This is a genomic window from Vibrio ulleungensis (genome assembly GCF_016900875.1).
GTDB classification, from domain to species: Bacteria; Pseudomonadota; Gammaproteobacteria; order Enterobacterales; family Vibrionaceae; genus Vibrio; species Vibrio ulleungensis.
In genome coordinates, this window is record NZ_JAFEUM010000003.1 from 312543 (window position 1) to 336610 (window position 24068).

The window sequence follows — 24068 nt, forward strand, 5'->3', positions numbered from 1 at the left end:
ATTTACTGGGGTCAACAGCGACAACCCAAATGTGCATCTAGACGAACGTTCCCGCCAAAGCGTTGTTAAAAAAACAACACCGAAGTCAGACCACGTAAGCACTCGCAGCCGTCATTGCGTGAGGTATGGAACAAGCGCAAAGCAGTGAGGCAATGATGGCCGACGAAAAGGAAGGTTTCGACAATATACTGGTGTCGTATCACGATAGTTTTTCTGTTTATCCCGAAGTCAAAGACACGATTCAGGTTGGCGAAACCTACGCCATGCTCAAAGCGTTGAACAAGCATAAAGGGTTTGGTATGCCTGAAACTTAGTATGTTGTATAAGAATCGTTCAATTTCTGGCAGTTTTGGTTTTCTGTTCGAATAACGCAACAAAACCGTTAGAAGCAACAATTTCAGACGATGTCATGTTAGTGACCTCGACTAATGACTTAATTAAGTTGGTGGAACAAGATTTAGGTTGGGCCTTCATCACTAAAATTGAGGCATGAGAAAAGGTTCAATCCGGTGCGTTAAAGATATTTAAACTTGCACTAGCGCCGATTTATCACGGTGTCTCTTTAGATTTTGTGATCAAGCCTACTCATTAGTTAGGCCCCGGTTGCTCAGTTTATGTAGGACCCAATTTTTTGCGAGGTATAGTAAATACTAACCTTCAAAATTCGCCTTAAATCTCGTACAAAATGTAGTGATATTCAGGTGTGAAAATCATGGACTATTCAAGATTGAAGTGCAATCTTACCTTTGTAGACATAATATCGATTTTCTCCTTGCCATTAACAAACCAAGCTTATAATTTTACTTGATTAATTATCTTTTAAAACTATTATTTAACGTGTAATTTACATATCAAGGAGAGAGACGTGAAATCTGCACTTACAATAACACTTTTGAGTTCTCTGGTCTTAGCGACTTCCGGCACTGTACTTGCCGAAACTGGCACAGTGACCGATGACATTCCTTATGAGTGGGCACCGTGGAAAGATCCAAACGATGAATATACGTTAAAAATGAACAAGGGTTTAAATGATTTGTTCATCAGAAGAGATCTGTCCAAAGACCCGAAAAATGCACCTGGTCTATATTATCCAAACCGCTATGAGGTCGGACCAATGTGGAGCTCCATTCCTACCTTATTAGGGGCGCCATTAGCCCGCACACCAGAGGATTTGACCGCAGGTAACGTTGATGTTGCCCTTGTCGGTTTGATTGTCGGTGACCAAATGGTTCCTGGTGGTCGATATGCAGCGATGCAGATGCGCTCATTGGTGGATTATTTAATGTATCCTTTTGCGGGTTCGGATCAAGCCACCGGTGTTGATATCAGCAAATTAGTTGTCGCCGATTATGGTAACGCAGCAGCAAACTGGATGGCTGATAATCAAATTAACTTAGATGAAATTCATAGAGTCGTTGGTAGTGCTTTAAATGTTGATGTTGTGCCGATTGGTGTGGGCGGAACGCACATTCAAAGCTATGCATTTTTAACCGCTCTAGCCCAAAAATACGGGAAAGGTGAGGTATTCGTTGTTCACATTGATGCTCACTATGATGCATATAAACAGGATGCGGGGCGATATGTTCATAATGGTTCATTCTTTAAAATGGCTGTAGAGGAAGGTCTCATTAATGGTAGCGATCTCGCGCACGTTGGTTTGAGAGGTTCAACACCTGGTCCTCAAACCTTAAGCTGGTTGCGAAAACACAAGGTAAAATTCCACTTCCAAGCTGAAATTGAAAGAGACGGGTGGGATGCGGTGCTCGAAAGAGTTCTAGCTGAAGCTAAAGGGAGAAAAGTCTACATCACGTTTGATATGGATGGTGTAGACCCAGCGTATGCACCTGGTGTTGGTACCGCTGAACCAGACGGCCTTACTGCCGGTCAAGCAATGCAGTTGGTGCGCGCTCTTGGTATTCAAAATGAAATCGTTGCCGCAGAATTTAATGAATACAACCCGCTATTAGACGACTTGCATCAGAACACTGGTATATTGATGGATAGATTAATTCGCTCTTTATTGGCTGGAATGCAGGGCCGCAGAGAAGGGATCACTGACCCGATGTATTATGACCCTGAACGCATAAGTCACGATAGTCCGATTAATAAAAAGTAGTGAAATAGTACAGCTAAGCCAGTTATTAACTGGCTTAGCCTTTTATTCCGAGGGTAAAGTAGTCAATGGAATCTAAGTTTAAAATATGGAACGAACCTCTAATACACTTTTTACTAATAGGAGGGCTCATTTTCGGCGCGGACCGGTTATTAATACCAGAACAAAAAGAACTCATTATTGTTGATAAGAACAATATTGATTTTTTGGTTAAAAAGAGAGAAGACATGACGTTAAGCACGTTGTCAGATCAAGAGGTTGATGCTCTTGTCACGGCATACGTGGACGATGAGATTTTATATAGAGAAGCCTATAGACGAGGCTTAAATGTTGGTGATACACGTATGCGTCACAACATGATTTTGAAAATGAGAGGGTTGCTTGTATCTGAGATTTCTGTTCCAACAGACGAGGATCTCAAAACATACTACGAGCAAAATCGAAAAAAATACAGCACACCAGAGTTAGTTGAACTCCAGCATCTATTTTTCTCTGAGTCGAGCCGAGTGCCTGAAGGACTTTTAGAAAGCCTTCATAACAATCCAGAAAAACCTACCAAAGGCGACTTACACCGCCCTACATTGGGTCAAACCACTTTGCAAAGAGCCAAAAGCGAGTTAACCGATCTCTTTGGCATTGATGCAGCTAAAGCGCTGGCTGAAGCTGACTCAAATCAATGGATGGGACCTTTCACTTCTAATCAAGGTATTCATTTTGTTCGAAGAGAACGAATTATTCCACCCACCGCTGCTTCTTACGAAGATATCGAAGATTACCTGATCATGGATTGGGAAATCACTGAGGCTCGGAAGTTAATTCAAATAGAACTGGCTAACGTACGAGAAAATTACAAAATTGTAGTAGAGCGATAGTTTATGGCAATAAAACTCGGATTTAATTGTTTACTGGGGTGGTTAGCTTTGGTGTTGAGTTCATCGCTGTATGCTCATGACATCGGGGTATCTAAAACTGAACTCAGAGAGAGTTCAGACAACTCTTATCTCATTCAAGTACAAGCAGGGCCGACAATTTCTAATGTCTTTGCTACCCCAATACTGCCACAAGGGTTTGACTTTGTTTCATTGCCGAGTGGTAGCCAAATTGGCGGATGGAAGGTGTTCGAGTTTGCTGGCGAACGTCCTCTACAAGCTGAGGATACCCTGGTGTTGCCCTGGAACAGAGATGGCATCATGCTGAAAGTTTATTGGCAAGACGGTAGCGTCGCTGACAAACTCATCAGAAATGAGAGAGGTGTCATCACCTTATCGATGAATGAGTTGAAAGCGAGCTCTGGCTCTATTCTCGACGCAGCGAAAAGATACTTTTTTCTGGGTTTTGAACATATTTTACTCGGTCTGGATCACTTGATGTTTGTACTCGGATTGTTGTGGATAGTAAAAGGTAATCTCAATCTCGTTAAAACGATCACCGCTTTTACTGTCGCACACAGTATTACATTAGGATTGGCTACATTTGGCATTCTTGTACTGCCTTCTCGTCCAGTTGAAGCATGTATTGCGTTGAGTATTGTGTTTCTAGCTGTAGAAATTATTCGCGCTCAACGAGGTCAAGAAGGTTTAAGCTATCGAAAGCCTTGGTTAGTCGCCTTTGCCTTTGGGTTGCTTCATGGGCTTGGCTTTGCAGGCGCGCTCACTGAAATCGGGCTGCCAGACAGCGAAGTACCGCTAGCGCTGTTGTTTTTCAATCTAGGTGTTGAAGCTGGGCAACTTTCGTTTGTGTTAGTCATGCTCATACTGGGCTATAACATACGCACTGTAGGTATCAGAGTGAGTACGGCGTTAGCTGGCTTACCCATTTATTTTTTGGGTGGAATCGCCTCTTACTGGTTGTTTACCCGCTTAACTTTAATTGGCACAGTGGGGTGACTTTGCTTCTAGTTGCGCGCTGGTATTTTCTATAATATACTTAAAAAACAATATCTTATAAATTAAGTGATACATGAGTGAAAACACTCTTTCATGGCAAAAAAGGATTTTGAAACATGTCTCGATTAAACAAGTGTTTATTTTTATCAGTGATGGCTCTGTTCCCCCTACCACTTCTTGCTCACTCTGAGGTGGGTCACTCAAGCGGCTTTATCAGCGGCTTTATGCATCCGTTGCTTGGTTGGGATCATTTGGCGGCAATGGTGGCCGTCGGTTTGTGGGGCGCTTTTCTGGGAGCGAAAGCCATTTGGATGCTTCCTGTAGTATTTCCTATGGTTATGGCATTTGGTGGTGCTCTAGGGCTTGCTGGCGTTCCAGTTCCTGCTGTGGAAACGGGTATTGCGGGTTCCGCTGTGGTACTTGGTGCGATGATCGCTTTTAAAGTTCGTCCTCCGATAGTTATTGCGGCTTGTATCGTTGGTGTATTTGCAATCTTTCACGGGCATGCACACGGGACCGAATTACCTCATTCTGCCAATCCGCTGACTTACAGTATCGGTTTTGTACTCGCGACGGGTTTAGTTCATTTGGCTGGTATTAGCCTTGGTATTTTAGTTCGTTGGCCAGCTGGGAAAGTGCTTGTTCAAACGACTGGCGGCATTATCGCTCTTGCGGGAGTGGGCTTTTTGACTGGAGTAGTCTGATAATAATGAGACTGAAGATAATGGCGGTATTGGCGCTACTTGCGCCGGTACCCGCTTTTGCTCACAGCCCCATTGAAGGTGTGGGTAGTTTTTATAATGGTTTACTGCATCCTGTCCTTGTTCCTTCTCACTTGCTTCTACTGATCGCTGTTGGGATTTTCCTTTCCCAGCAACTGTCTGAGAAAAGACTCGTTTCTTTTGGCATGTTTTCTGCGATGACACTAATTGGTCTAGCGTTAACTCACTTTTACGCGCCTTCGCTAGCCAATTATCTTCTGGCATTTTCCCTAATTACGGGTGGTTTAGTCGCCGCGAATCTTGTACTTCCTTTATGGATTGCAAATTTATTGTTGGGCAGTACAGGTTTGATGCTGGGGTTAGATTCGTCGCAAGACACCTTGTTTGACTTGGACAAGTGGTTGATCTTGATAGGTAATGCGATATCGATGAATTTCATCGTGCTGAATGTCATGTTGGTTGCTAGTCGAGTCCGATTACACTGGCAAAAAATCGGGTTAAGAATAATAGGTTCGTGGGTGACGACCATAGCACTTCTGATGCTCGCATTCTCAGCCTTCGTCCCGCCCGAGGCTCTATCTTAGTGGAGCAATTGAGACATGTAAGGCCTGTTGTTTATGTAGGGCCTTTGTTTACAGATATTTGGCTTTAGTAGATATAGGTAATTGTGACACTTTACCTAAGTATGACCAGCAAAATTTCGATGATGGATTTCTGAATGGGAAAACCTGAGGAGCAGGCCCGCTAAATACTTATGATTTTCTCTAACTTGAATAGTTGACTTGAAATATTTTGAAAAGGTGCAAGTTTTATGGACAAAACAACACTTTCAGTTTTACTGGCTTCCCTCTTTGTGAGTCAAGGAGCGTATAGTAGCAATAAAATAACTGAAACAACGAGTGATGATTACGTAGTCGCTGGTGATTACCTGCAAATAGCCATACCCGCAACCGGTCTTTTAGCGGCTTGGATTTATGACGATCTGGACGGAGCGAAACAGCTTACCTACTCATTGGCTACAACAGTAGCTATTGTACACGCGACAAAATTTTCAGTTGGCCGCTTGCGTCCAAATGCATCCAACACAGCCTCTTTTCCTTCTGGTCATACTGCTGCTGCATTCTCGGGTGCCGCATTCTTACAAACACGTTATGGAGCAGCATGGGGTATTCCCGCTTACCTTTCAGCAACCTATGTCGGGGCAAGTCGTGTATATGGCAATAAACACTTCGCAGATGACGTGGTGGCAGGTGCCGGTATTGCCTTTCTTACCAATCAATATTTTGTTTCAGAATATACACCTGAAGGTGTAGAGCTAGGGGTTGTGCCACTTGATGATGGTATGATGGTCAATGTGAACGTCTCTAATGAGGCCTTGGATTACGAAACCAATCGAGAACGCAAGAGCGGCTCATTAAGAAAAGAGAGGCGTCATTCGTTTACTTTAGATATCGGCTTCTACACCTACGATACACTTGCCGATTCGGGCGCTTACCAATCATTAAAAAACACTACGCCAGTAGATGAACTCCAGCCTCTTGCAAGCGCGCTGTATCAGTACCGATTTGATAAGCAAAATGCGCTCGAAATTTCATTTACTCCGAGTGAAATTCGCAGTGTCGGGACGGTTGCCACTGATTTTAGCCTCGGAGACCAAAACTATGAAGAAAATGAAGAGCTGTTTATTGCACTGCGACAGTGGAATGCCGGGGCATCATATATTAGAAACTATCAGCCGACAGACGAACTCACACTATCAGCAGGACTTGGCATCTCAGCCTACTTGATTGAGTCTGAGACGGATTTGGTCAATGGCGGGAAATACAATGGCCAGAGTTCGTACCCAATACTTCCTTCGATTACCGGAAAACTAAACTATGCCTTTAATGATGACTGGTCAATCAACGCAAGAGTAGATTACCAAGCGCTGAGTGGCGATCGTTCACTGAATGCAGAAGGTGGTTTTGCTTATATGATCAACCCAGATTGGAATGTTGGCATAAAGTACGTTTTATCAGACAACGAGTGGGAAGATTCAAACGTTGAATATCGTTCAGAATCGGTGCTTTTCTCTGTTACGAACAATTTCTAACTGACTAAAGATACAAAAGTGAGTAACAAGCGGTAGCTTTTCTATGCCTCATTTTGCTTTCGGATTTGTAGGCGGGTGCTCACTTATTTCTGAGACCAATATTTGTAAGCTACCTTTATCTTATGTCCTTAAAGTACTACTTATGATGGTGCTGTTGCCAAGTGAACACTATACTGTTAGTCCACTATAAGATTACCAAGGATGGCTATTAGTGAGACAAGAACAACTCCACTACAGCAGTACACCAGCAATGTTAGGTGCCATCTTATTGGATAAAGAGTAAGAGTATTATTTCGATGCTTATGGATGCCGTAAAATGGCTCCGACTACCATAAATATTTCTCCCTTCAGCCCCAGTTGGGGCGCTGTTCTAGCCTGCCGAATTGCTGATAGCGCAATTTTGAATATGTGTTGTCAGGACAACATCGAATTAAGTCTGTGGGCTGTTACATCTATCTTCATGGGTAGTAGTGTTTGTTTGAAGATTGTCGGTCTGGGCTAGATTGTCGCATATACTGCTCTTTAACAAACGACAGAGCTTCTGATTTTGATTTATAATGCAAGCTCGTGACACCCATTGATTTGGCCATCTCTAAAGTTCTATAACTATCGTCTAAGTAAATCGAGTTCGTTGCAGTTGTCCCAGCCAAATCAAAAGCCTGCTTAAAAAAAGTGGTTCTGGCTTTGCAAAGCGACCATCAGACGAGCCCATCACTGTATCGAAACTTTCAGTAATATTTGATGTTCTCAAGTCTAATTTCAACTTGGACGTAGTATTGGTGACCAACACAAACTTACACTGAGGAGTTAACTGCGATGTAATTGTCCACTTCCACATTAGTGACACAGTGGTAAAGTAGAGTTTTCTAGTTGTACTCGGTAAACTGCCGGAGGCAGGTTGCCGAGGCGTTCATGTGTACGCTCATGGTTGTAATCCAAACGCCAAAACCATGCCATTTCTCTAACTTGCTCCAAAGAATCAAACAGGTAAGCGTCCAAAAATTCTCGCCTAAATGAGCCGTTAAAGCGCTCTACAAATCCGTTTTGTTGAAGCTTACCAGGCTGGATATACTACAACTTGATATCATGCTCGACACACCAGTCAGTCAACATCGAAGAAATGAGTTCTGGTCCATTGTCTAGGCGAATTTATGCGGGTAATCCTCGCTCATCTTTAAGTTGCTCCAGTGCGCGTACAACGCGACAGGAGGGAAGAGAGCTATCGACTTCGATAGCAAGGCACTCTCGTGTTCCTTCATCTAATATGTTCAACGTTCGATAGCGCTTACCGCAATACAAGCTGTCATGCATAAAGTCGAGCGCCCACTGATGTTTGGGTTTTGCTTCAACTTCCAATGGTACCGAAGGTCGAGGCGGAAGCACTCGTTTTACTCGCCGCTTTAGGTTCAACCCCATCCGGCAATACACACGATAGACCCGCTTGTGATTGAAGGGAAAGCCCTTAAAGCGAATGCGCCCAAAGCATTTCCAAAACCCAGCTCTGGGGCTCTTAACAAGCACTTCGTTTATAGCGTCTATGACAGCAGCATCCTTGTGGCGCCAATCAACATCAGGTCGGTAGTAGCTTGAGCGACTAATATTCGCCATATCACAGGCTTTAAGTATACTCAGGCCGTAATCAACCAATAACTGAGCACAGCTCTTTTTCTCTGCTGTCACCAGCCCTTTTTTGCGAACAACTCCTTCATCGCATGGTTCTCGAGGCTGACATCAGCAAATAATCTTTTAAGCTTGGCGTTTTCTTCTTCAAGCTCCCGCATACGCTTTAGCTCTGATGCGTCCAGACCGCCGTACTTCGATTTCCACTTGTAGTAAGTGGCGCTACTCATACCATGTTTACTGCAAAGTTCTTCAATCTTCATACCGGCATCTGCTTCTTTGAGAATGCTGACGATTTGGCTTTCCGTGAATCTTGATTTTCTCATAGTGATCTCCTGTTTTAATATTGGCAGAAATCTCTACTTATGCTTGTTTCATTTTAGGGGAAGTGGACAACTCGACGACATTTGGTGGATTGTATTTTGCAGAGATCCATAGCTACCAAAATTCTCTTGAAAATGAAATTGCAGAGGTTAGATCGTTTAAAGGTTTACCCGATGAATTGACCTACCCTAAGATTCAGCCTTTTCTCTTTCAGAAAGTACAGAGTACAGTTTTAGATGCTGTGGTAGAACGCACTTAACAAGGGCGGATGTAAATATCTAATTGTGTTTTGCCAGTATCAACACCGACATTAATGTTTTGATTAGGTTTTGTATTCATAATAAGCTAACTCATGCTTGCATAATGCGGGTTCGAGACCCAGAAGACTATTCGAGTGTGGTGCTTGGAGTCCTACGCAGTGTTCGTTCTTGTTATCGGTCTCTCAATAGAGGAGCCATCGCTCAATCGAACTACTACATAGAAAGCTTAAGTTGCTGCTTAAGCCTGGGTCTCACATTACCCGAATTAGTGAGTTATTATCCATACAAGGCGTTCAAGCCCGATTCGCGAACGCGTGCCGAACTTGCTTCGTTCATACATAGCACACGTTTACTCACGCCTTGATGTGGCGTAAGCCCACGATAAAGAAATAAAAAGTAGAGTTCGATGATCAAAGGTAAAGTTGTAGAGTGGAATGACTCAAAAGGTTATGGATTCGTTTCAGCATTCAATGGTGAGTTAAGAGTTTTTCTCCATATATCAACGGTTCAAAGTAAAGGGCGACGCCCTAAAGTCGGTGATGCAGTTAAGTTTGACGTTAACGAAGACAATAAAGGGCGTTACAACGCCACAAAGGTAACGTTTCTAAGTACCGGCTCAATACCTTCAACGATCATGTTTAGTATCGTTTACTTAGTTATGGCGAGTAGTGCGGTGTTCATTTTAGGTGGTGAGAAGTTGTTCCTTGCAGCTTATATTGTGATGTCCATTGTCACATACGCAGTGTACGCGATAGATAAAAATGCCGCTCAAAACGGCAAGTGGCGGACATCAGAAAACACGCTTCATCTTTTATCGTTACTTGGCGGTTGGATGGGAGCATTGTGTGCTCAAAATCAACTTCGTCATAAGTCCCAAAAACAGCCATTTAAATCAATTTTGTGGCTGACGATATTTGTAAATATTGGCGCATTTGTTTGGACATTCACTTCATCAGGTTCAGTGTTCGTTCAGAATTTAATTGGCAATTTCATCTAGCACCACCGGACTGATGTGGACGAATAGGCACTTTTAGAGTGATTCTCAAACCTGAGCCGAACTTGCTATCGCTTAAACATGTCAAACGTTCACGCTCGCCTCAAGTAAATGTAAATGCACGAAGATAAAAGGAAATTACGTGGAAATTAGAGTAGGGAAACCAAGCGATATAGTTGCCATTACTGACATCTTCAACTTTTACATAGAGCATACTAATGCTCGTTTTGAAGTGCACGCATTTACTCAAGAAAATCGTCTAAACTGGTTTTCTCAGTTCTCGTGCAATAGCAAGCATCAACTTTTCGTGGCTATCAAGGATGGGGAGTTGCTAGGTTTTGCATGTTCCCAGCCATATAGAGATATTTCAGCATTTGAGGATACAGTCGAAGTAACGGTGTACCTAGCTCCCACAGCAAAAGGTAAAGGGGTTGGTTCAAAATTATATACTCAACTGTTCTCATCCATACGTTCTTGCGGTGTCCACCGTATATTGTCAGCGGTTGCATTGCCAAACGACGCGTCACTTCGATTGCATAAACGGTTTGGTTTCAGAGAAGTCGGTGTTTTCAATGAGTATGCGAAGAAGCACGGACAGTACATTAGCTCTGTGTGGTTAGAAAAGCCTTTTGACGCAGAATCTGCTTAATAACAAATGCTTTAATCCGAATTCTGTAAACATAGCTAGGTGTGAGTTGAAACTACTCAGTTAGTCCTTAGTTCGGTAAAATCAACGCAGCATTTTGGACAAGAGAGTAATGCATAACTCGGCGCAGTAGGGGATGCCAATTGCGCAGTCGCAGCTGTGAAAATCTATTGCAATTCAGATGCATATTGCCACTAAATAAGGTGATAACCCACAAAGGAATGTGATGAACAAAGTATTGATAACAGGCGCAAGTAGAGGGCTAGGATTGGCACTCGCTGAGCAGTTTTCCACTATCGGCTTTTCGCTGTTTTTGGTTGTGCGTTCGGAAGAATCACACGCTAACCTACGCAAACAGTTTCCGGATGCCAATGTATTGGTGTGCGACTTAACGGCTGAAGATTACCAATCAAAACTGACTGCTTGGCTCAATGGTCACACTATCGATATTGTTATCAACAACGCAGGCTCGGGAACCAAAGCCCCCTCGCTTGCAGAAACAGAGCCACAGTTTTTGCGAAAAGAGTTTGAAACGAACTGTGTTGCGGTACTCACTACCGTTAAAGGCAGCTTGGATGCATTAAAACGTTCACTATCACCGATTGTTATAAACATTAGCTCGAGGCGAGGTTCGCTGACAATGCAGTCAGAATCAGCCGCCAAAGGAAGTGGTTGCTCCTATTCTTATCGAATCAGTAAAGCTGCGCAAAATATGCTGTCTTTATGTCTAGCCGATGATTTGGAAGAGTTAAACATTAAGGTTGTCTCTATTCATCCAGGCCGTTTGCTGACAGACATGGCGCCGAAAGACGCTCTTATGACTCCTGAAGCATCCGCAAGAAAGTTGGTGGCGTTGGTCACTGAAAATAAACTGGAGAATCGGGATTTCATCAGTTTAGAAACAGGTAAACTCCCGTGGTAAGGCCCTTTTAATTGATGCGCCATAAGCAAGTGCAAAAGTGGAATGTGTTTGAATTGATTAAGCATGCATTGGCGTTTTTTTGCTAGTTCTATCGAGTTGATTGGCAGCGATTACTCTGATTGCGTATTTATAGATGATACGTTGAGAAATGTTAAGGCGGCACAAAGTGTTGGAATTCAAAGCTGGCATCATTCGTCTAAAGATGGAACATTAGAGTTCATTAAAGATAATTGCAGTTAGCCAATGGCTCAAGGCCGAGTAACCGACGAATGCCTAACTTGTAGCGAACAGGGTTGGTACACGTTCAATTATAGCTCAGTAGGGCGTTATGGTAAGGAGGAGAAGTATGATCCATTGGCCATGTATTTTTAAGCTAGAAGGTGATTCGGAGCTACTCTTTTTAGCGTCCGAACGTCAGCTTATCAGCGAGCTAGACGCCCTAATTTGGGATAGTGCCGATCGCTTAATTGATAGCACTGGTCAGTGTTATGTCGTAAAGCAAAAAGGCAAGGGCTACGTATTTGAGCCCGAGGGATCTGCGTTATCTTTGGAGTTCATCACTCAGCTAATTCAGGAGCATGAGTTCTCAAAAGCCGAAATGTGCATTACGAAAATTCAGTTCCCATCTATCCAAAAAGCCATTATGGCACTTGCCTTGGAAAGCTAAACATCAAAACGTTCTTCGCATTCAATTCGCGGAAATTTAACAGTGAGATCCGCTGAGTACGTGGTGTTATTGCCAGCGTCTTATGAAGTTTTTTGCAGCAGTTGATGAAACTACTGAGGTAACGATTGATGATGGGTGCACTAGTGCGCAATTTCAGCAGGCTAAGTTGAGTCGCTCAAGGTTAGCCCGCTCATTGGAAGTCGATGTACGAAAGTCACTGCTTTCTCGCCAACTGATATTAATAGCTAAGGCTAGGGTCGACGACTTGAAAAATTTGGCCAATGCTTGCTGAATCTAACAGCAGTTCATGGCTAATTCTCGCCACTTCTCCGCGTGTTACGACGCCATGCACTTCTCTATGTTGTGATACTTCTGCCGAGTGCGTCACCGCTCCATTTTTTAAACCACCGGGTCTTAGGATAGAAAACTCAAGGCTGCTGCTTTGAAGCCACGCTTCGGCGAGTGTCTTTTCTCGCACCGCACCGCCAAAACCGATTTTTGCTCGTTCAGAAAGGTACTGCCAAGAGTCACCACAGCCTAGTGAGGTGATCAACAGTAGGCGTTTTGATGTGCTCTGTTCCAAGGCGTCGACTAGGTAACGGTGGCCGATGTAGTCGACGGGCTTGTCTGAGTTGAAGCTTCCCATTGTGGAAAGGTTAATTGTATTGTCTGGGATGAGCGACACTGCGTGCTGAACTTGCGCTTTGTCTGTTGCGTCACAAGTAATAGTGGTGATTTGATTGTCGGCTAACTTTGGGTTTTTAGCAGGGTTTCTTGCAATGGCTATCACGTTAAAGCCCTGCTCGAAGTAGTAGTCACTCATAGCAGCGCCAAGGCCGCTTGAGGCTCCCCATATGGCAATGTTTTTCATTGGTTGCTCTTGCTTAATTGATAATGAGAATAGTTTGCATGTGTGGGGTGGTGATCGCAATGGCTGAGATCAAGTTTCCAATACAAATCCAATTATTCGCGCTGGTATCGCTAACCGGTGATGGTTCAAAGATATACGTTTGGTTTTATGACATCCTATTTGGCGAATTGCAGTGTGCGTGGAGAATAATAATGATTAGGGAAATGACCAAAACAGACTTTGAATTGTTTTGGCCGACGTTTGCAGTGGTCATTCAAGCGCAGCAAACCTATGCGTTTAATCCGGATATGACGTTTGAGCAAGCGTACGACCTCTGGTGCAAGACACCGATTAAGGCATTTGTGTATGTCGACAATGATGTAGTTTTGGGCACTTATTATATTAAGGCCAACGCGATGGGGCCAAGCGGTCACATCTGTAACTGCGGCTACATGGTCTCGAGTGAAGCTAGAGGTAAAGGCATTGCTCGCCTTATGTGTGAACATTCTCAGCAAACAGCAATAGCGCTTGGTTTTGAGGCTATGCAGTTTAACAGTGTTGTTTCTACCAATGACGTCGCGGTTAGATTATGGCAAAAGCTTGGGTTTGGAATCGTAGGCACTATTCCCAATGCGTATAAGCATGCTGAGCTCGGGCTTGTTGATAGTTATGTGATGTACAAATGGTTAAAAGCGTAACAAATCAATCCGCTACGCGATAAATGCATGGCAATTGCTGCTTGGAGTTTATAGGCTTAACTGCATGAACTAACAGCCATTACTCAATCGCGACACTCGTTTAGGAATTTTATGAAACTCATCCTGTTATCCGGTAGCTTTCACTCAAAAAGTCGAAGCTGCGCACTCTTAAACGCTGTGCAAGCGTATTTTCCTGAACACGAGTACAGCTTTCCAAAACTCGATGCCATGCCTTTTTACTGTGAGGATTTGGCCAAAATTAAGCCTGAGAACATTCAACATTTTATTCACGAGATCGAAAGCGCAGACGGACTTGTCATCTGTACCCCAGAGTATAATCACAGCATTCCAGCGGTGTTGAAAAACGCCATCGATTGGGCTTCCCGCCCGGCGTTTAACTCGGTACTGAGGAATAAACCAGTGACGATCATTACCCAGGCTAATAGCCCTGTTGGTGGCGCTAGGGCTCAGGCGCACATTAAGCTGGTGTTTGATTCTACGCTTTCATCCATTCATCCTGTGCATGAAATGATGATAACTGGAGTGGATAAGGCCATAGATTCGCAGCTTAAGGTTGTCGATCAAAAAGTCGAACAAAGACTTAAAAGACACATGGCTCACTTTGTTGAATTTATTGAGGGGCAACGCGGTACAAAATGACGCCAAGACTACAAGTGACTCTACAACCGCGGGAGTATAGGGCATGAAGTTGGCCACGAAAAACCTAACTCAAACTAAGCGTTGGTTAACGAGTTCAGAGCGCCGTTCGATTGTGACCATCATTGCCTCTAGCTTTTCAAATGTTAGCGCAGAGGACTACTTAGCCAAGTACTTTGACAGCAGTGATGCGTTTGAACGTAGGTTACGGTTGTATCTCGATGGTGGTGAAGTAGTCGGGTATTGCCTGCTAACCTTTAGCCGTGAGTCGTCGGTAACGGTCATTCGTGCGTCAGCGGGATTTCTTCCCGACTATCGAAAGGGGAGCAATACTTTTCAGTTTTCGTTGTCTGAGAGCTTTAAGTGTTGGCTGCGTGCGCCGTGGAAGAAAATCTACTACGCCGATACAATGCTCAGTCCTGCCATGTACCGTGCTATTGCCAAAAATACGGGCATAGTTTGGCCGCATCCCGATCATACTGCGCCTAATAAGCTCTTCGAGCTTTTTAATCCAAACGGTGAGGTAAGCGATAGTGCAGCTTTGCGCTGTTTAGTGCCGGTAAATCGGGTCAGCAATTACTCGCACAGCGAGCTCGAGTCGTTTAAAACCAGCAACAAGCTTGAGATCCAGTATTACTGCAAGCTGAATCCGCAGTTTAACCGTGGGGTTGCACTGTTTGTGATTATTCCGGTGAATCTTACGCAGTTTTTAAAGACTGCACTAAAGAAGCTCAGGGCTTAGAAGCGCAATAAATAGTTATCTAGCTGAAGTAGCTAGGCGTCCTGTCATTAGAGTTGCATCAACGACTTTTATTCAAATGGTTCTATTTGAAACAACAAAAGCAGATCAGTTAGTGATGTGCTTTCAAATTAAACGCAGTCAGTGATGATTAAGCATCAACAAACAACACTTCACCGTTTATAGAGCCGTTGACCGAATGTTCAAACGCATTACTAACCCATTGGCTTGGGACAGGCTCAAAACCTGGTATCATTTCACCATAAACACTCCATGTTTCAGCAAGCACGCGTGGAGTAGAGATTAATACGAGTACCTCGAGATATTTGCTACGCGACGCATTTAGCGAAGGTATCGATAGTGCTCAATGCTTCTCTTCTCCGAATCGAACTTTCTACTTTTCACAAATAAAACGAACTGAGACAAATAGGCAATTTTAAAAGACGATTTGCTCTTTTTTAGGGCTAATTGGACAGTATAATGCTAACTATTGAGATGCAGTGAAGGCGAACAAGTCGTCGCGAAACAAGTAAAGAACTATGAAAAAACTATTGTTGATTTTGATAAGCCTGTCCGCGTGTTTGTATTTAGGTTTTGTGGGCTCGGTAATCGGGGCCACGGAAAACCACTCAGAAAATGAGGTGGTTGTGTTAGCACACGGATTGGGTCGCAGTGATACGGCGATGTGGCTTTTTAAGCGCAGACTTGAAGATGAAGGTTTTGCGGTGTGCACTCTGGATTATTCGAGCATTGGTGAAACCGTGGCGTCTGTATTAGAGGTAACCACCAAGCAAATTGATCAGTGCGTCTCTGATGCACCTACTGTGCACTTTGTTGGGCACTCTTTAGGGGGACTGGTGAGTCGCTCTTATCTGCAACATCATCCAGAATTAACCAACAGCAGTCGCTTGGGGCACGTTGTATTAATGGGCACACCTAACCAAGGGAGCGAAATTGCCGATCACTATGACGGCTCATGGGTGATGGAGTTTGGTGGAGAGATAAGCCAAGCTTTGGTGACAGGCGAAAATAGCTTAGGAAACCAATTAGAACTCATCGATAGCAATATAGGTATCATTGCAGGAACCAAAAGCATGATACTGACCAATGATGCTTTTTCAGGGCCAAATGACGGATTGGTTTCGGTAGAGTCTACTAAATTAATCAATATGAAAGATTTCATTGAGATTGAGGTTGGCCACTCAAACATGCGCTATAACAAAGAGGTGGCTGAGCAAACAGTGCACTTTCTAAAACATGGCCGGTTCAACCATTAACAGGTTTATGGAACACTCAGCCTTTAAGCAAGGTAGCTAGCCAATAATCGGTTAGGTGTATTTGTGCAGGACGCTTTAAGGTTCAATTCGAATTATCCAGTCGGTGCGGCGTTGTAAAAAAGCAACCCACTCTGATTTGACAAAAATGGTGCTATAGCGACGAATAGGCAAGAAATAGAGATCTTTTCGCCTGTTATTAGAGATGATTTAGCACTAATGTGTATAACTTGAATCTCCAACAGGTAGATCACATTGATTAAACGCATTCTATATATAGGTATCAGCATGGTAATAGCCGCTTCTTCTTTGGCAAGTGATGGAAACGCAGCACTGCAACCGTTAAATGACACAGTTCAAGATGGCGAAGGTAATCACTATCGCACCGTGCAAATTGGTGGGCAGACTTGGCTTGCAGAAAACTTACGAGTCACCAAGTTTCAAGACGGCTCCGATGTGCGATCTGGCGCCATCGTCAAAGATGACCAAGATAACCTACTTAAATACGGACGCTTATATAACTGGCACGACGTCGCGGATGAAAGAGGCTTATGTCCCGCTGGTTGGCGCGTGGCAACCGACGACGACTGGAAACAGCTAGAGCGCACAATTGGAATGCCTGAACACGATTTAGATAAAATGGGCTGGCGTGGCAAGGAGCAAGATTTAGGGTTTCAATTAAAAGAAGCACAAGACGATGGCTTGTTTAAACGCTTTGACCGCTCATTACTCAATAAGCATCACTTCTCTGCACGTCCTGCTGGCGTAAAGTGGAATGGCTTTTACATTACTCAAGGGGCATACACTGAATTTTGGGTCGCCACCAGCGTAACGGAAAATAAAGCCTTGATCAGAACACTGGCATACTCGTGGTGGAACGCTCATAAAGGGGAGATTCGCCGCGCCACAAGCACCAAAGACTATATGTTTTCAGTGCGCTGCGTAAAGATTGAGAGTGACTAGAGCGCTCTCAGTTCAAGGGAGTTCAATTCGCCTGTAAGATTGAGTTAAGCGCTTGACTTATGCTTGGGTGAAAAGCTTATGCTCTCTATGCTGAGCACGAGATTCAGAGCTCAACTCATCTCGTTTGTACTTTGCACTCTTTACGTGTTTACACAAACGGATGGTGACAAAAAATGTCGTCTATCTTGGCATGGAGCAACGATTGATCTTTGTTGATTTTGGCAAAGGTGCGTAATCCGGTGATTTGGATTTGCACGTGGTTAGCCAACTCTTGTGCATTCTTGGTGACATCAATTTGGCCATTGCTCTGCGCTTGTTCTATGAGCACAACAAACTCATTAGAAATCTCTGCAAGGTGGCTTTTGGTCACCTCTAACAGGTCTTGATTCTCTTCGGTTAACTCACCCATAGTTTTCGCCAACATACAAACCCCATTGGGCGCATCACTTTGGGTGTCGATGACCTGCGCTTTAACGAACGCCTTTAGTACCTCTAGCGGATCGCTGTGCTCTGTTTTTAAGTGCGCAACAAGTGCTAGACCCATATCGGTGTAGTTGCGCAGCGCCTCTTTAAACAAACCCTCTTTGCTGCCAAACGCAGAATAGATACTGCCAGGTCGCATATCAATTTCATCTTGTAGATTGCGCATGGACGTCGCGTGAAAGCCTTTTTTCCAATACAGATTGGTGGCTTTCTCTATGACCTCTTGACGATCAAATTTTGCTGTTTTTGCCACTATAACGCCTACTATTCTGAAAATGAACACTCGTTCAATTGTAAGGCGAGCACTGCGTGAGGTAAAGAACAAATCGCGTGCGCTTTCTTTTCCTTTCGTAGAGTGGCCCACCTAATTAAATTTTTAATTCAACAATATCAGATGGATAAGCGCACTTTTATACGAATTTGAACGATTGTTCAAAATACAACTTGAACGATCGTTCATTTTTAAATATGATTCATTTCATCGACAGGGAGCAACGCGCTTCCTAAGCCGATTTCACAAAAGAAATCCATTACGTGCTTTAAGGCATGACGCTATTTTTTAGGAGTAACAACGATGAGCAAATTCACATTTCATTCAGTAGACACAGCGCCAGAAAACAGCAAACCTATGCTCGAAGGTGCGGTTAAGCAGATGGGGGCAGTACCAGGCCTATATGCTGTTATGGCGGAGTCACCAGAAACACTGAAAGCCTATCAGCAGCTTCATCAGCAATTTACCAACGGCTCATTTGACGCAGAAGAACTCACCGTTGTGTGGCAAACCATTAACGTAGAGCACGAGTGTCAGTTTTGCGTGCCTGCACACACCGCGATTGCGCATTCAATGAAGGTTGACCCAGCGCTTACAGAAGCACTGCGCAATGAGACCGCAATGCCAACGGCTAAACTGCAAGCGCTGCATGATTTTACGCTCGCTATGGTGCGTCAACGTGGCAACGTCAGCGATGAGCAATTAGACGCCTTTTTTGCCGCTGGTTACGGACAACAGCAAGTGTTGGAAGTGATTTTAGGCTTGTCGCAAAAGGTGATTAGTAACTACACCAACCACGTTGCCAAAACCCCTACAGGTCCACTATTTGAGCAATTTGCTTGGACTAAAAAAGCGTAACAGACCTAAGTCTAATCGGTTTTATAAAGGCTACTTCCAATGGGAGTAGCCTTTTTACATTTAGCAGAAACGCAAATGTCGGAGATGTTTGCAAAACCGATTCATGATTTTTTCAGCTCGCGTTTACTGAGTTTGTTGTTATTGGATATTAAGGTGCGCGCTTAGCTAGGCTTAGGCCGTGGAAATATAGAAACGATTGCGATGAATGAGTGTTTTTAACTTTCTAATAAAAAAAGTCGTCTTTTTAAACGCGGCTACGTCTTAGTGATATCAAAACTTATTGAGGACTTTTTAAAACATGTTTCAAATCACACCAAATCGCCGCGACATCACTGACAAATTCATTAAACACGATAGCACTATGCTTAATCAGGTGTATGGCACGGATCAGGTTACGCCTTATTGGATTGCTGACATGGACTTTCCTATTGCGTCACCCATCAGCCATGCATTGCAACAACTGGTGCATCGCGAAACGTACTCCTACGAGTTTGATTCAAAAACCGTGTTTCAGCCGATCAGTGACTGGAATCGTGATCGCCATCAGTTGGCACTAAACCCAGAGCACTTTGTGCAGGTGCCGGGAGTATTAAGTGCTATCGCACTGCTTATTCGTGAGTTTACCCAACTTGGTGAAGGCGTTCTCATTCAAACACCGGTGTATCACCAGTTTCGTCGCCTTATAGAATCGGCAGGGCGTAAGGCGGTCAGCAATACCCTGTCCATCGACAATCAACGTTACGTGATGGATGTCGAGCAGTTTGAACAGCAGTTGGCAAGTGGCGATGTGCGCATGGTGCTATTGTGTAATCCGCATAATCCAGTTGGGCGAGTATGGACACAAACGGAACTCTCGACAATGATCAGTATTGCAAGGAAACACAATGTACTGGTGATCAGCGATGAAGTGCATGCCGATATTGTGTTTGAAGGATCGACGTTTACCTCGGTCGCCTCGCTAGGCTATGAAAACAGCCTCACCATTTTGGGGTCGCCAGCCAAAAACTTTGGACTAAATAGCCTTTCTAACGGCTATATCTACAGTGATAACGAGTCCTTGAGACAGCAAATCAAGGCAACCACGGCCTCGATGTCATTGGATCACGGCAATGTGTTTTCCACCTACGCGACTATCGCAGCCTATCAGCACGGCAAAGAGTGGTTTGATGGGTTCTTGGCGTACACTCAGCAGACACGCGATTGGATTGTTTCATTTATGAAGGCAGAATTGCCGGATGTGACGACATTTTTGCCTGAGGGTACAAACCAAATCTGGTTTGATTTTTCTGGTTTAGGATTAGAGTCTAACGAGCTTAAGTCTTTATTAACGAAGCAAGCAAAAATGGCACTAACGCCAGGTACATGGTTTGGCGAGCCTAACGAGAACTTCTATCGCATGAACTTTGCTGCGCCACGTGAACAAGTGCAAACATCACTGCAACTGTTAAAAACCGCGCTCGACAGCCGCTCGTAATTGAGTAGAGTGACATTAGCTTTTTAAAGGATTCTACCGTTTACTCAATCAGTGTAACTGGCTAGATTGGATGTCTGAATATTGACCGATTAACTAATGTTCAGGTTCAGGCATCGTGATCTAAGCCTTATGGCAATGCGTAACAACCTAAAGAACACTCATTTAGCGAGAAAAGCATGTTATTGAAAAATCGGCTATCTATTCCTGCCAAAAACGGCGCTCACTCGGCCAACATTGATGCGGCTGAAGTGGCTAAGTTTGATCAGCTTGCACATGATTGGCGGGATCCTAATGGCCGTTTTTCGTCAGTATTGGCGTTTAATCAAGTCAGGCTTGGTTATATCCAGCAGCAGATTATTGACCATTTTGGTGACAAGTCTATATCGATACTCGATGTGGGTTGTGGTGCTGGGTTGCTCACTCAGCCTCTGGCAGAGCTTGGGCATCGGGTGGTTGGTATTGATGCCAGCCACGTCAATGTCAGGGTAGCAACCCACCACGGAAAAGGTATTGATAACCTTGAATACAGACATTGCCTAAGTGGAGAGATGCTAAGCGAAAACAAACACTTCGATTTGGTGCTTAATACCGAAGTGTTGGAGCATGTGCCAGATCCATCTCAGCTACTTGAAGAATGCGCACAACTGGTTCATTCGCAAGGGATGATGATTCTGGCTACGCTCAATCGTACTTGGCAAAGCTTTTTGATTGGCATCATCGGCGCGGAGTACGTGCTTAGAGCCTTACCTATTGGTACTCATGATTGGCGCGCTTTTGTTACCCCGCAAGAGCTGGAGAACACCTTAAAACCACTGGGTTTCCACCTCGGCCGGGCAACAGGCATGAGTTACAATCCACTGACTAAAAAGTGGCGAACTACAGCATCGACAGCAGTCAACTATTTGGTGTCGGTGACACGCTAATCAGAATGTTCGTTGGGAGTGTTAAGCTCTAGCTCCTCAGCGTAATGCCATTTATCTTGTTCGGTGATGTCGCGCACCACTCGGCATGGGTTGCCTACCGCAACTACACCAGCAGGGATGTCTTTAGTGACTACACTGCCAGCACCAATGATGGTTCCTTCCCCAATGGTAACGCCACTACAAAGCGTGGTATTAGCACCTAACCAAACGCGATCTTCTAGCGTGATGGGTGACGATTCGTATAATCCGCCTTCTACGCGCTGCTCGGGATCGATAGCGTGACCAACGCAAGATAAGACACTTCCAGGGCCTATTAGCACGCCATGGCCAATGGTCACCGGTGAAGTATCCAAAATGACGGTGTTGAAATTGATTAACGCAAACCCTTTAAAATGAATGTTGAATCCATAGTCGCATCGAAACCCAGACTCAATACTTATGAACGTTCCCACGTTGCCAAACAGAGCGCGATAGATATTTTGTTTGCTTTCATGATCATCCGGATGGGTGTGGCTAAGCTCGAAGCACAACTTCTTGGCGTTGTGTTGATGGTGCAAGTTTTCGCGCTTAAATTGGTGAATGCAATGCTTGTCTGAGGTGATTTGTTGGATAAATGTCATGTTAAACCTTGTGGGTAAGAATGAGGTCGTAGCAACCGCGCTGTGACTACGCCAGCTAAGTTAAGATTCACCTCACCATTAAGCCATCCCTTTAGGATGCTTTCGATAACTAAATTTTGAAAGTATGAGCTGCTGCCCGATGACTCTGTTTTGATTTGACAAAAAAAGCGCGCTCTGCGCAAAGCATCCGTCATAAGCTCGCCGTTTGTTACACGCAAATAACCCACTAGTGCTAGGGAAAATTCCTACTAGCTTGACTAAGCTGTTGTCAGCTAACTAGAAAGGAGAGCGCGATGAAAGACGCAGCAATGATCACCCTGCACGGAATGGGGGAAGTCGATGATGACTATTACGAAGATTTGCAAGATGGCGTGAAGAAGCTTTTAGGCAAAAAATGGTCGAAAGTTGCGTTTCACGCGGTCCACTATGCAGAAGATCTTCAGAAGCCTCAAAATGCGTTATGGAAGAAGATGGTGAACAACGAAGATAACGATCTCGATTGTACTCGGGTGAGAAAATTCTTCTTGTATGGCTTTGGGGATGCGGGCTCGCTCGAGCATAGTGCACAAAGAGACGCTGTAAAATACAAGCGTGTACAGCAGCAAATACAAGCGGCGCTGTCTAAGGCCTTTATCGATGTTGGCAAAGACAGTACTAAGCCAGTGATTATTGTTGCGCACTCTCTAGGCTGCCAGGTTATTTCCAATTACTTGTGGGATGCCGCTCATAACCAGCATAGCTTTGAAGATACCGCAGGTATGGACCCCGACGAGCTCAACTTCATAAAGTTAAAGGGCCTTCGAAACCTAGTCACGACTGGATGTAATATTCCGCTGTTTACCTCTGGGCTAGATAAACGATCGTGTTTTAAAGCTCCCAACTCAATGTTTCGGTGGGATAACTACTACGACGCCGATGACGTTCTCGGTTGGCCGCTTAAGCAGCTTGATCCGTCCTTTAATATTGTGAACGATCACGTGATCAACGCTGGGGGATTGTTTACCTCTTGGAACCCCCTAAGCCACACCAAATATTGGTCCGATAACGACGTGATACGGCCTGTCGCGCAGCGACTGTTAAACCTTCTCTAGCTCAGTGTTACGCTTCGTTTTGGGAAATAGGGTCGTCTCCGCGCTTCGCGATGACGACCTGACTTGATGCGGTAAGCGAAGTGATAGGCCACCGCGCGCACAGCAGGCGGCTTTTAGCTAGTTTGGCCACCGTCACGCTGTTTGACTGATTACCACCAAGTATGTGGTAAGTGTCGTCGTCCTCACTCCAATAAAAGCCAACATGCCCTTTGTTGCTTTCGATCGATTCTCGCCAAAACACCATAATGGCCCCAAGCTGAGGCGTACATTGTTGGCCAAATGTGCGCCATGCTCGCGCCCGCAATGGCATGCTTGGTAAAGGTTCATTAGTCAATTGGCTGGATACGCAATGGGCGACAAATAAGCCACACCAAGGAATGTCATCGTCGGTGTAATAAGGCATCTGTTGATAATTGGCCCACTGCATTATTGTCGGGTTGGATCCAGTGCCGCTCACTTCTTGTGTGCCTATTAAGTGATGCGCGCAGTGCAGCCAAGGCAACGCTAGGGGGATTAAATCGTGAATACTGTCATCACTTTGAGTGAGCGTTTGTGAGTCAGAAGCAGGTGCTTGCGCCACACGTTTGTGTAACTGCGATAACGTGCGCTTGCCAACAATGCCATCCACCGTCAGATCATGATCGGCTTGAAACAGTTTAATAGCCTGTCTTGTCAATGGACCCATCACACCATCGATAGGGCCGCACGCGTAACCTAAATCTGTTAGCGTGGTTTGCAGTTGCAAGGGAGTCATATCGCCCTCAAGATAGAAGGGTTTGTATTAGCCTAGCCCTGAATAGCAATTTGTAAAGATGATGAGCGTTGCGAGAGAGCTCCTTGCTAACGGATTTAGTGATACTGCTGCAGATTTAATTCATAATTTCAGTGACTTAATTAGGTACTTGGTCAATACTTCATCGT

24 protein-coding genes and 2 pseudogenes are annotated in these 24068 nt (G+C 44.4%); 20 read left to right on the forward strand and 6 right to left on the reverse strand.

What is annotated here, in order from left to right; translation table 11 throughout:
* The first annotated feature begins 125 nt into the window (after positions 1 to 125).
* The 7 genes from JQC93_RS10050 (at position 126) to JQC93_RS10080 (ending at position 6813) form a co-directional block, all read left to right on the forward strand.
* The gene (locus JQC93_RS10050) at positions 126 to 314 is read left to right on the forward strand and encodes a hypothetical protein (protein ID WP_205158470.1); all 189 of its coding nucleotides are present in this window, start codon (positions 126 to 128) and stop codon (positions 312 to 314) included.
* Positions 315 to 865: 551 nt separating this feature from the next.
* Positions 866 to 2116, forward strand: a complete 1251-nt coding sequence (locus tag JQC93_RS10055) for an arginase family protein (protein ID WP_205158301.1) — start codon at positions 866 to 868, stop codon at positions 2114 to 2116.
* Positions 2117 to 2181: 65 nt separating this feature from the next.
* Complete coding sequence (locus JQC93_RS10060) at positions 2182 to 2985, forward strand: peptidyl-prolyl cis-trans isomerase (RefSeq protein ID WP_205158302.1); 804 nt, start codon at positions 2182 to 2184, stop codon at positions 2983 to 2985.
* Between the two features lie 3 nt (positions 2986 to 2988).
* Entirely contained in the window at positions 2989 to 3999 is a 1011-nt protein-coding gene (locus tag JQC93_RS10065) for a HupE/UreJ family protein (RefSeq protein WP_205158303.1), read from the forward strand.
* A 116-nt stretch (positions 4000 to 4115) separates the two neighbouring features.
* On the forward strand, positions 4116 to 4703 hold the full coding sequence (locus JQC93_RS10070) for a HupE/UreJ family protein (RefSeq protein WP_205158304.1): 588 nt from the start codon (positions 4116 to 4118) through the stop codon (positions 4701 to 4703).
* Between the two features lie 5 nt (positions 4704 to 4708).
* Entirely contained in the window at positions 4709 to 5305 is a 597-nt protein-coding gene (locus tag JQC93_RS10075; RefSeq protein WP_205158305.1) for a HupE/UreJ family protein, read from the forward strand.
* 227 nt (positions 5306 to 5532) lie between these two features.
* The gene (locus JQC93_RS10080) at positions 5533 to 6813 is read left to right on the forward strand and encodes a phosphatase PAP2 family protein (RefSeq protein WP_205158306.1); all 1281 of its coding nucleotides are present in this window, start codon (positions 5533 to 5535) and stop codon (positions 6811 to 6813) included.
* A gap of 837 nt (positions 6814 to 7650) precedes the next feature.
* Here JQC93_RS10080 and JQC93_RS10085 read toward each other — a convergent pair.
* A pseudogene (locus JQC93_RS10085) lies at positions 7651 to 8759 on the reverse strand (IS3 family transposase).
* Positions 8760 to 9423: 664 nt separating this feature from the next.
* Here JQC93_RS10085 and JQC93_RS10090 point away from each other — a divergent pair.
* From JQC93_RS10090 to JQC93_RS10105, 4 genes are all read left to right on the forward strand, one after another.
* Complete coding sequence (locus JQC93_RS10090; protein WP_205158307.1) at positions 9424 to 10014, forward strand: cold shock and DUF1294 domain-containing protein; 591 nt, start codon at positions 9424 to 9426, stop codon at positions 10012 to 10014.
* Positions 10015 to 10153: 139 nt separating this feature from the next.
* A complete protein-coding gene (locus tag JQC93_RS10095) occupies positions 10154 to 10660 on the forward strand; it encodes a GNAT family N-acetyltransferase (protein ID WP_205158308.1) in 507 nt (168 codons plus the stop codon).
* A 223-nt stretch (positions 10661 to 10883) separates the two neighbouring features.
* Positions 10884 to 11579: an SDR family NAD(P)-dependent oxidoreductase gene (locus JQC93_RS10100; protein ID WP_205158309.1), complete on the forward strand. Its 696-nt coding sequence runs from the start codon at positions 10884 to 10886 to the stop codon at positions 11577 to 11579.
* A gap of 346 nt (positions 11580 to 11925) precedes the next feature.
* A complete protein-coding gene (locus JQC93_RS10105) occupies positions 11926 to 12246 on the forward strand; it encodes a DUF4144 family protein (RefSeq protein ID WP_205158310.1) in 321 nt (106 codons plus the stop codon).
* Positions 12247 to 12484: 238 nt separating this feature from the next.
* On the opposite strand, the gene JQC93_RS10110 is transcribed toward JQC93_RS10105, so the two are convergent.
* On the reverse strand, positions 12485 to 13117 hold the full coding sequence (locus JQC93_RS10110; protein WP_205158311.1) for an SDR family NAD(P)-dependent oxidoreductase: 633 nt from the start codon (positions 13115 to 13117) through the stop codon (positions 12485 to 12487).
* A 191-nt stretch (positions 13118 to 13308) separates the two neighbouring features.
* On the opposite strand from JQC93_RS10110, the gene JQC93_RS10115 reads away from it, so the two are divergent.
* The 3 genes from JQC93_RS10115 to JQC93_RS10125 all read left to right on the forward strand — a co-directional run bounded on the left by JQC93_RS10115 (position 13309) and on the right by JQC93_RS10125 (position 15193).
* Positions 13309 to 13794 (forward strand): GNAT family N-acetyltransferase, encoded by a 486-nt coding sequence (locus JQC93_RS10115; protein ID WP_205158460.1) that lies wholly within the window; start codon positions 13309 to 13311, stop codon positions 13792 to 13794.
* A 111-nt stretch (positions 13795 to 13905) separates the two neighbouring features.
* On the forward strand, positions 13906 to 14454 hold the full coding sequence (locus JQC93_RS10120) for an NADPH-dependent FMN reductase (protein WP_205158312.1): 549 nt from the start codon (positions 13906 to 13908) through the stop codon (positions 14452 to 14454).
* A 43-nt stretch (positions 14455 to 14497) separates the two neighbouring features.
* Positions 14498 to 15193: a hypothetical protein gene (locus JQC93_RS10125; RefSeq protein ID WP_205158313.1), complete on the forward strand. Its 696-nt coding sequence runs from the start codon at positions 14498 to 14500 to the stop codon at positions 15191 to 15193.
* Positions 15194 to 15341: 148 nt separating this feature from the next.
* On the opposite strand, the pseudogene JQC93_RS20465 reads toward JQC93_RS10125, so the two are convergent.
* Positions 15342 to 15549, reverse strand: a pseudogene (locus tag JQC93_RS20465) (short chain dehydrogenase); the annotation flags it as partial.
* Positions 15550 to 15729: 180 nt separating this feature from the next.
* On the opposite strand from JQC93_RS20465, the gene JQC93_RS10130 reads away from it, so the two are divergent.
* Positions 15730 to 16467: an alpha/beta fold hydrolase gene (locus JQC93_RS10130; RefSeq protein ID WP_205158314.1), complete on the forward strand. Its 738-nt coding sequence runs from the start codon at positions 15730 to 15732 to the stop codon at positions 16465 to 16467.
* 285 nt (positions 16468 to 16752) lie between these two features.
* A complete protein-coding gene (locus JQC93_RS10135) occupies positions 16753 to 17427 on the forward strand; it encodes a fibrobacter succinogenes major paralogous domain-containing protein (RefSeq protein WP_205158315.1) in 675 nt (224 codons plus the stop codon).
* Between the two features lie 148 nt (positions 17428 to 17575).
* On the opposite strand, the gene JQC93_RS10140 is transcribed toward JQC93_RS10135, so the two are convergent.
* Complete coding sequence (locus JQC93_RS10140) at positions 17576 to 18163, reverse strand: TetR/AcrR family transcriptional regulator (protein WP_205158316.1); 588 nt, start codon at positions 18161 to 18163, stop codon at positions 17576 to 17578.
* A gap of 321 nt (positions 18164 to 18484) precedes the next feature.
* On the opposite strand from JQC93_RS10140, the gene JQC93_RS10145 reads away from it, so the two are divergent.
* From JQC93_RS10145 to ubiG, 3 genes are all read left to right on the forward strand, one after another.
* Positions 18485 to 19039: a carboxymuconolactone decarboxylase family protein gene (locus tag JQC93_RS10145; protein WP_205158317.1), complete on the forward strand. Its 555-nt coding sequence runs from the start codon at positions 18485 to 18487 to the stop codon at positions 19037 to 19039.
* Between the two features lie 298 nt (positions 19040 to 19337).
* Positions 19338 to 20513 (forward strand): MalY/PatB family protein, encoded by a 1176-nt coding sequence (locus JQC93_RS10150; protein WP_205158318.1) that lies wholly within the window; start codon positions 19338 to 19340, stop codon positions 20511 to 20513.
* Positions 20514 to 20689: 176 nt separating this feature from the next.
* Entirely contained in the window at positions 20690 to 21436 is a 747-nt protein-coding gene (gene ubiG / locus JQC93_RS10155; protein WP_205158319.1) for a bifunctional 2-polyprenyl-6-hydroxyphenol methylase/3-demethylubiquinol 3-O-methyltransferase UbiG, read from the forward strand.
* Here the strand turns inward: ubiG and JQC93_RS10160 are convergent.
* Positions 21433 to 22056, reverse strand: coding sequence for a sugar O-acetyltransferase (locus JQC93_RS10160; RefSeq protein ID WP_205158320.1), 624 nt, complete (start codon positions 22054 to 22056; stop codon positions 21433 to 21435). The two genes, ubiG and JQC93_RS10160, sit on opposite strands and share 4 nt — an antisense overlap.
* A 293-nt stretch (positions 22057 to 22349) precedes the next feature.
* Here JQC93_RS10160 and JQC93_RS10165 point away from each other — a divergent pair, with 293 nt between their 5' ends.
* On the forward strand, positions 22350 to 23147 hold the full coding sequence (locus tag JQC93_RS10165; RefSeq protein ID WP_205158321.1) for a hypothetical protein: 798 nt from the start codon (positions 22350 to 22352) through the stop codon (positions 23145 to 23147).
* Positions 23148 to 23154: 7 nt separating this feature from the next.
* Here the strand turns inward: JQC93_RS10165 and JQC93_RS10170 are convergent, their stop codons facing one another.
* The gene (locus JQC93_RS10170; protein WP_205158322.1) at positions 23155 to 23901 is read right to left on the reverse strand and encodes an NlpC/P60 family protein; all 747 of its coding nucleotides are present in this window, start codon (positions 23899 to 23901) and stop codon (positions 23155 to 23157) included.
* Between the last annotated feature and the right edge of the window lie 167 nt (positions 23902 to 24068).

Excerpts from the sequence above, each read along its gene's own strand:
- JQC93_RS10070 (WP_205158304.1), top strand. The coding sequence starts at position 4,116 with ATGTCTCGATTAAACAAGTGTTTATTTTTATCAGTGATGGCTCTGTTC.
- JQC93_RS10065 (WP_205158303.1), top strand. The coding sequence starts at position 2,989 with ATGGCAATAAAACTCGGATTTAATTGTTTACTGGGGTGGTTAGCTTTG.
- JQC93_RS10120 (WP_205158312.1), top strand. The coding sequence starts at position 13,906 with ATGAAACTCATCCTGTTATCCGGTAGCTTTCACTCAAAAAGTCGAAGC.
- JQC93_RS10115 (WP_205158460.1), top strand. The coding sequence starts at position 13,309 with ATGATTAGGGAAATGACCAAAACAGACTTTGAATTGTTTTGGCCGACG.
- JQC93_RS10165 (WP_205158321.1), top strand. The coding sequence starts at position 22,350 with ATGAAAGACGCAGCAATGATCACCCTGCACGGAATGGGGGAAGTCGAT.
- ubiG (WP_205158319.1), top strand. The coding sequence starts at position 20,690 with ATGTTATTGAAAAATCGGCTATCTATTCCTGCCAAAAACGGCGCTCAC.
- JQC93_RS10125 (WP_205158313.1), top strand. The coding sequence starts at position 14,498 with ATGAAGTTGGCCACGAAAAACCTAACTCAAACTAAGCGTTGGTTAACG.
- JQC93_RS10110 (WP_205158311.1), bottom strand. The coding sequence starts at position 13,117 with ATGAAAAACATTGCCATATGGGGAGCCTCAAGCGGCCTTGGCGCTGCT.
- JQC93_RS10135 (WP_205158315.1), top strand. The coding sequence starts at position 16,753 with ATGGTAATAGCCGCTTCTTCTTTGGCAAGTGATGGAAACGCAGCACTG.
- JQC93_RS10145 (WP_205158317.1), top strand. The coding sequence starts at position 18,485 with ATGAGCAAATTCACATTTCATTCAGTAGACACAGCGCCAGAAAACAGC.
- JQC93_RS10150 (WP_205158318.1), top strand. The coding sequence starts at position 19,338 with ATGTTTCAAATCACACCAAATCGCCGCGACATCACTGACAAATTCATT.
- JQC93_RS10060 (WP_205158302.1), top strand. The coding sequence starts at position 2,182 with ATGGAATCTAAGTTTAAAATATGGAACGAACCTCTAATACACTTTTTA.
- JQC93_RS10130 (WP_205158314.1), top strand. The coding sequence starts at position 15,730 with ATGAAAAAACTATTGTTGATTTTGATAAGCCTGTCCGCGTGTTTGTAT.
- JQC93_RS10105 (WP_205158310.1), top strand. The coding sequence starts at position 11,926 with ATGATCCATTGGCCATGTATTTTTAAGCTAGAAGGTGATTCGGAGCTA.
- JQC93_RS10075 (WP_205158305.1), top strand. The coding sequence starts at position 4,709 with ATGAGACTGAAGATAATGGCGGTATTGGCGCTACTTGCGCCGGTACCC.
- JQC93_RS10100 (WP_205158309.1), top strand. The coding sequence starts at position 10,884 with ATGAACAAAGTATTGATAACAGGCGCAAGTAGAGGGCTAGGATTGGCA.
- JQC93_RS10080 (WP_205158306.1), top strand. The coding sequence starts at position 5,533 with ATGGACAAAACAACACTTTCAGTTTTACTGGCTTCCCTCTTTGTGAGT.
- JQC93_RS10090 (WP_205158307.1), top strand. The coding sequence starts at position 9,424 with ATGATCAAAGGTAAAGTTGTAGAGTGGAATGACTCAAAAGGTTATGGA.
- JQC93_RS10160 (WP_205158320.1), bottom strand. The coding sequence starts at position 22,056 with ATGACATTTATCCAACAAATCACCTCAGACAAGCATTGCATTCACCAA.
- JQC93_RS10050 (WP_205158470.1), top strand. The coding sequence starts at position 126 with ATGGAACAAGCGCAAAGCAGTGAGGCAATGATGGCCGACGAAAAGGAA.
- JQC93_RS10170 (WP_205158322.1), bottom strand. The coding sequence starts at position 23,901 with ATGACTCCCTTGCAACTGCAAACCACGCTAACAGATTTAGGTTACGCG.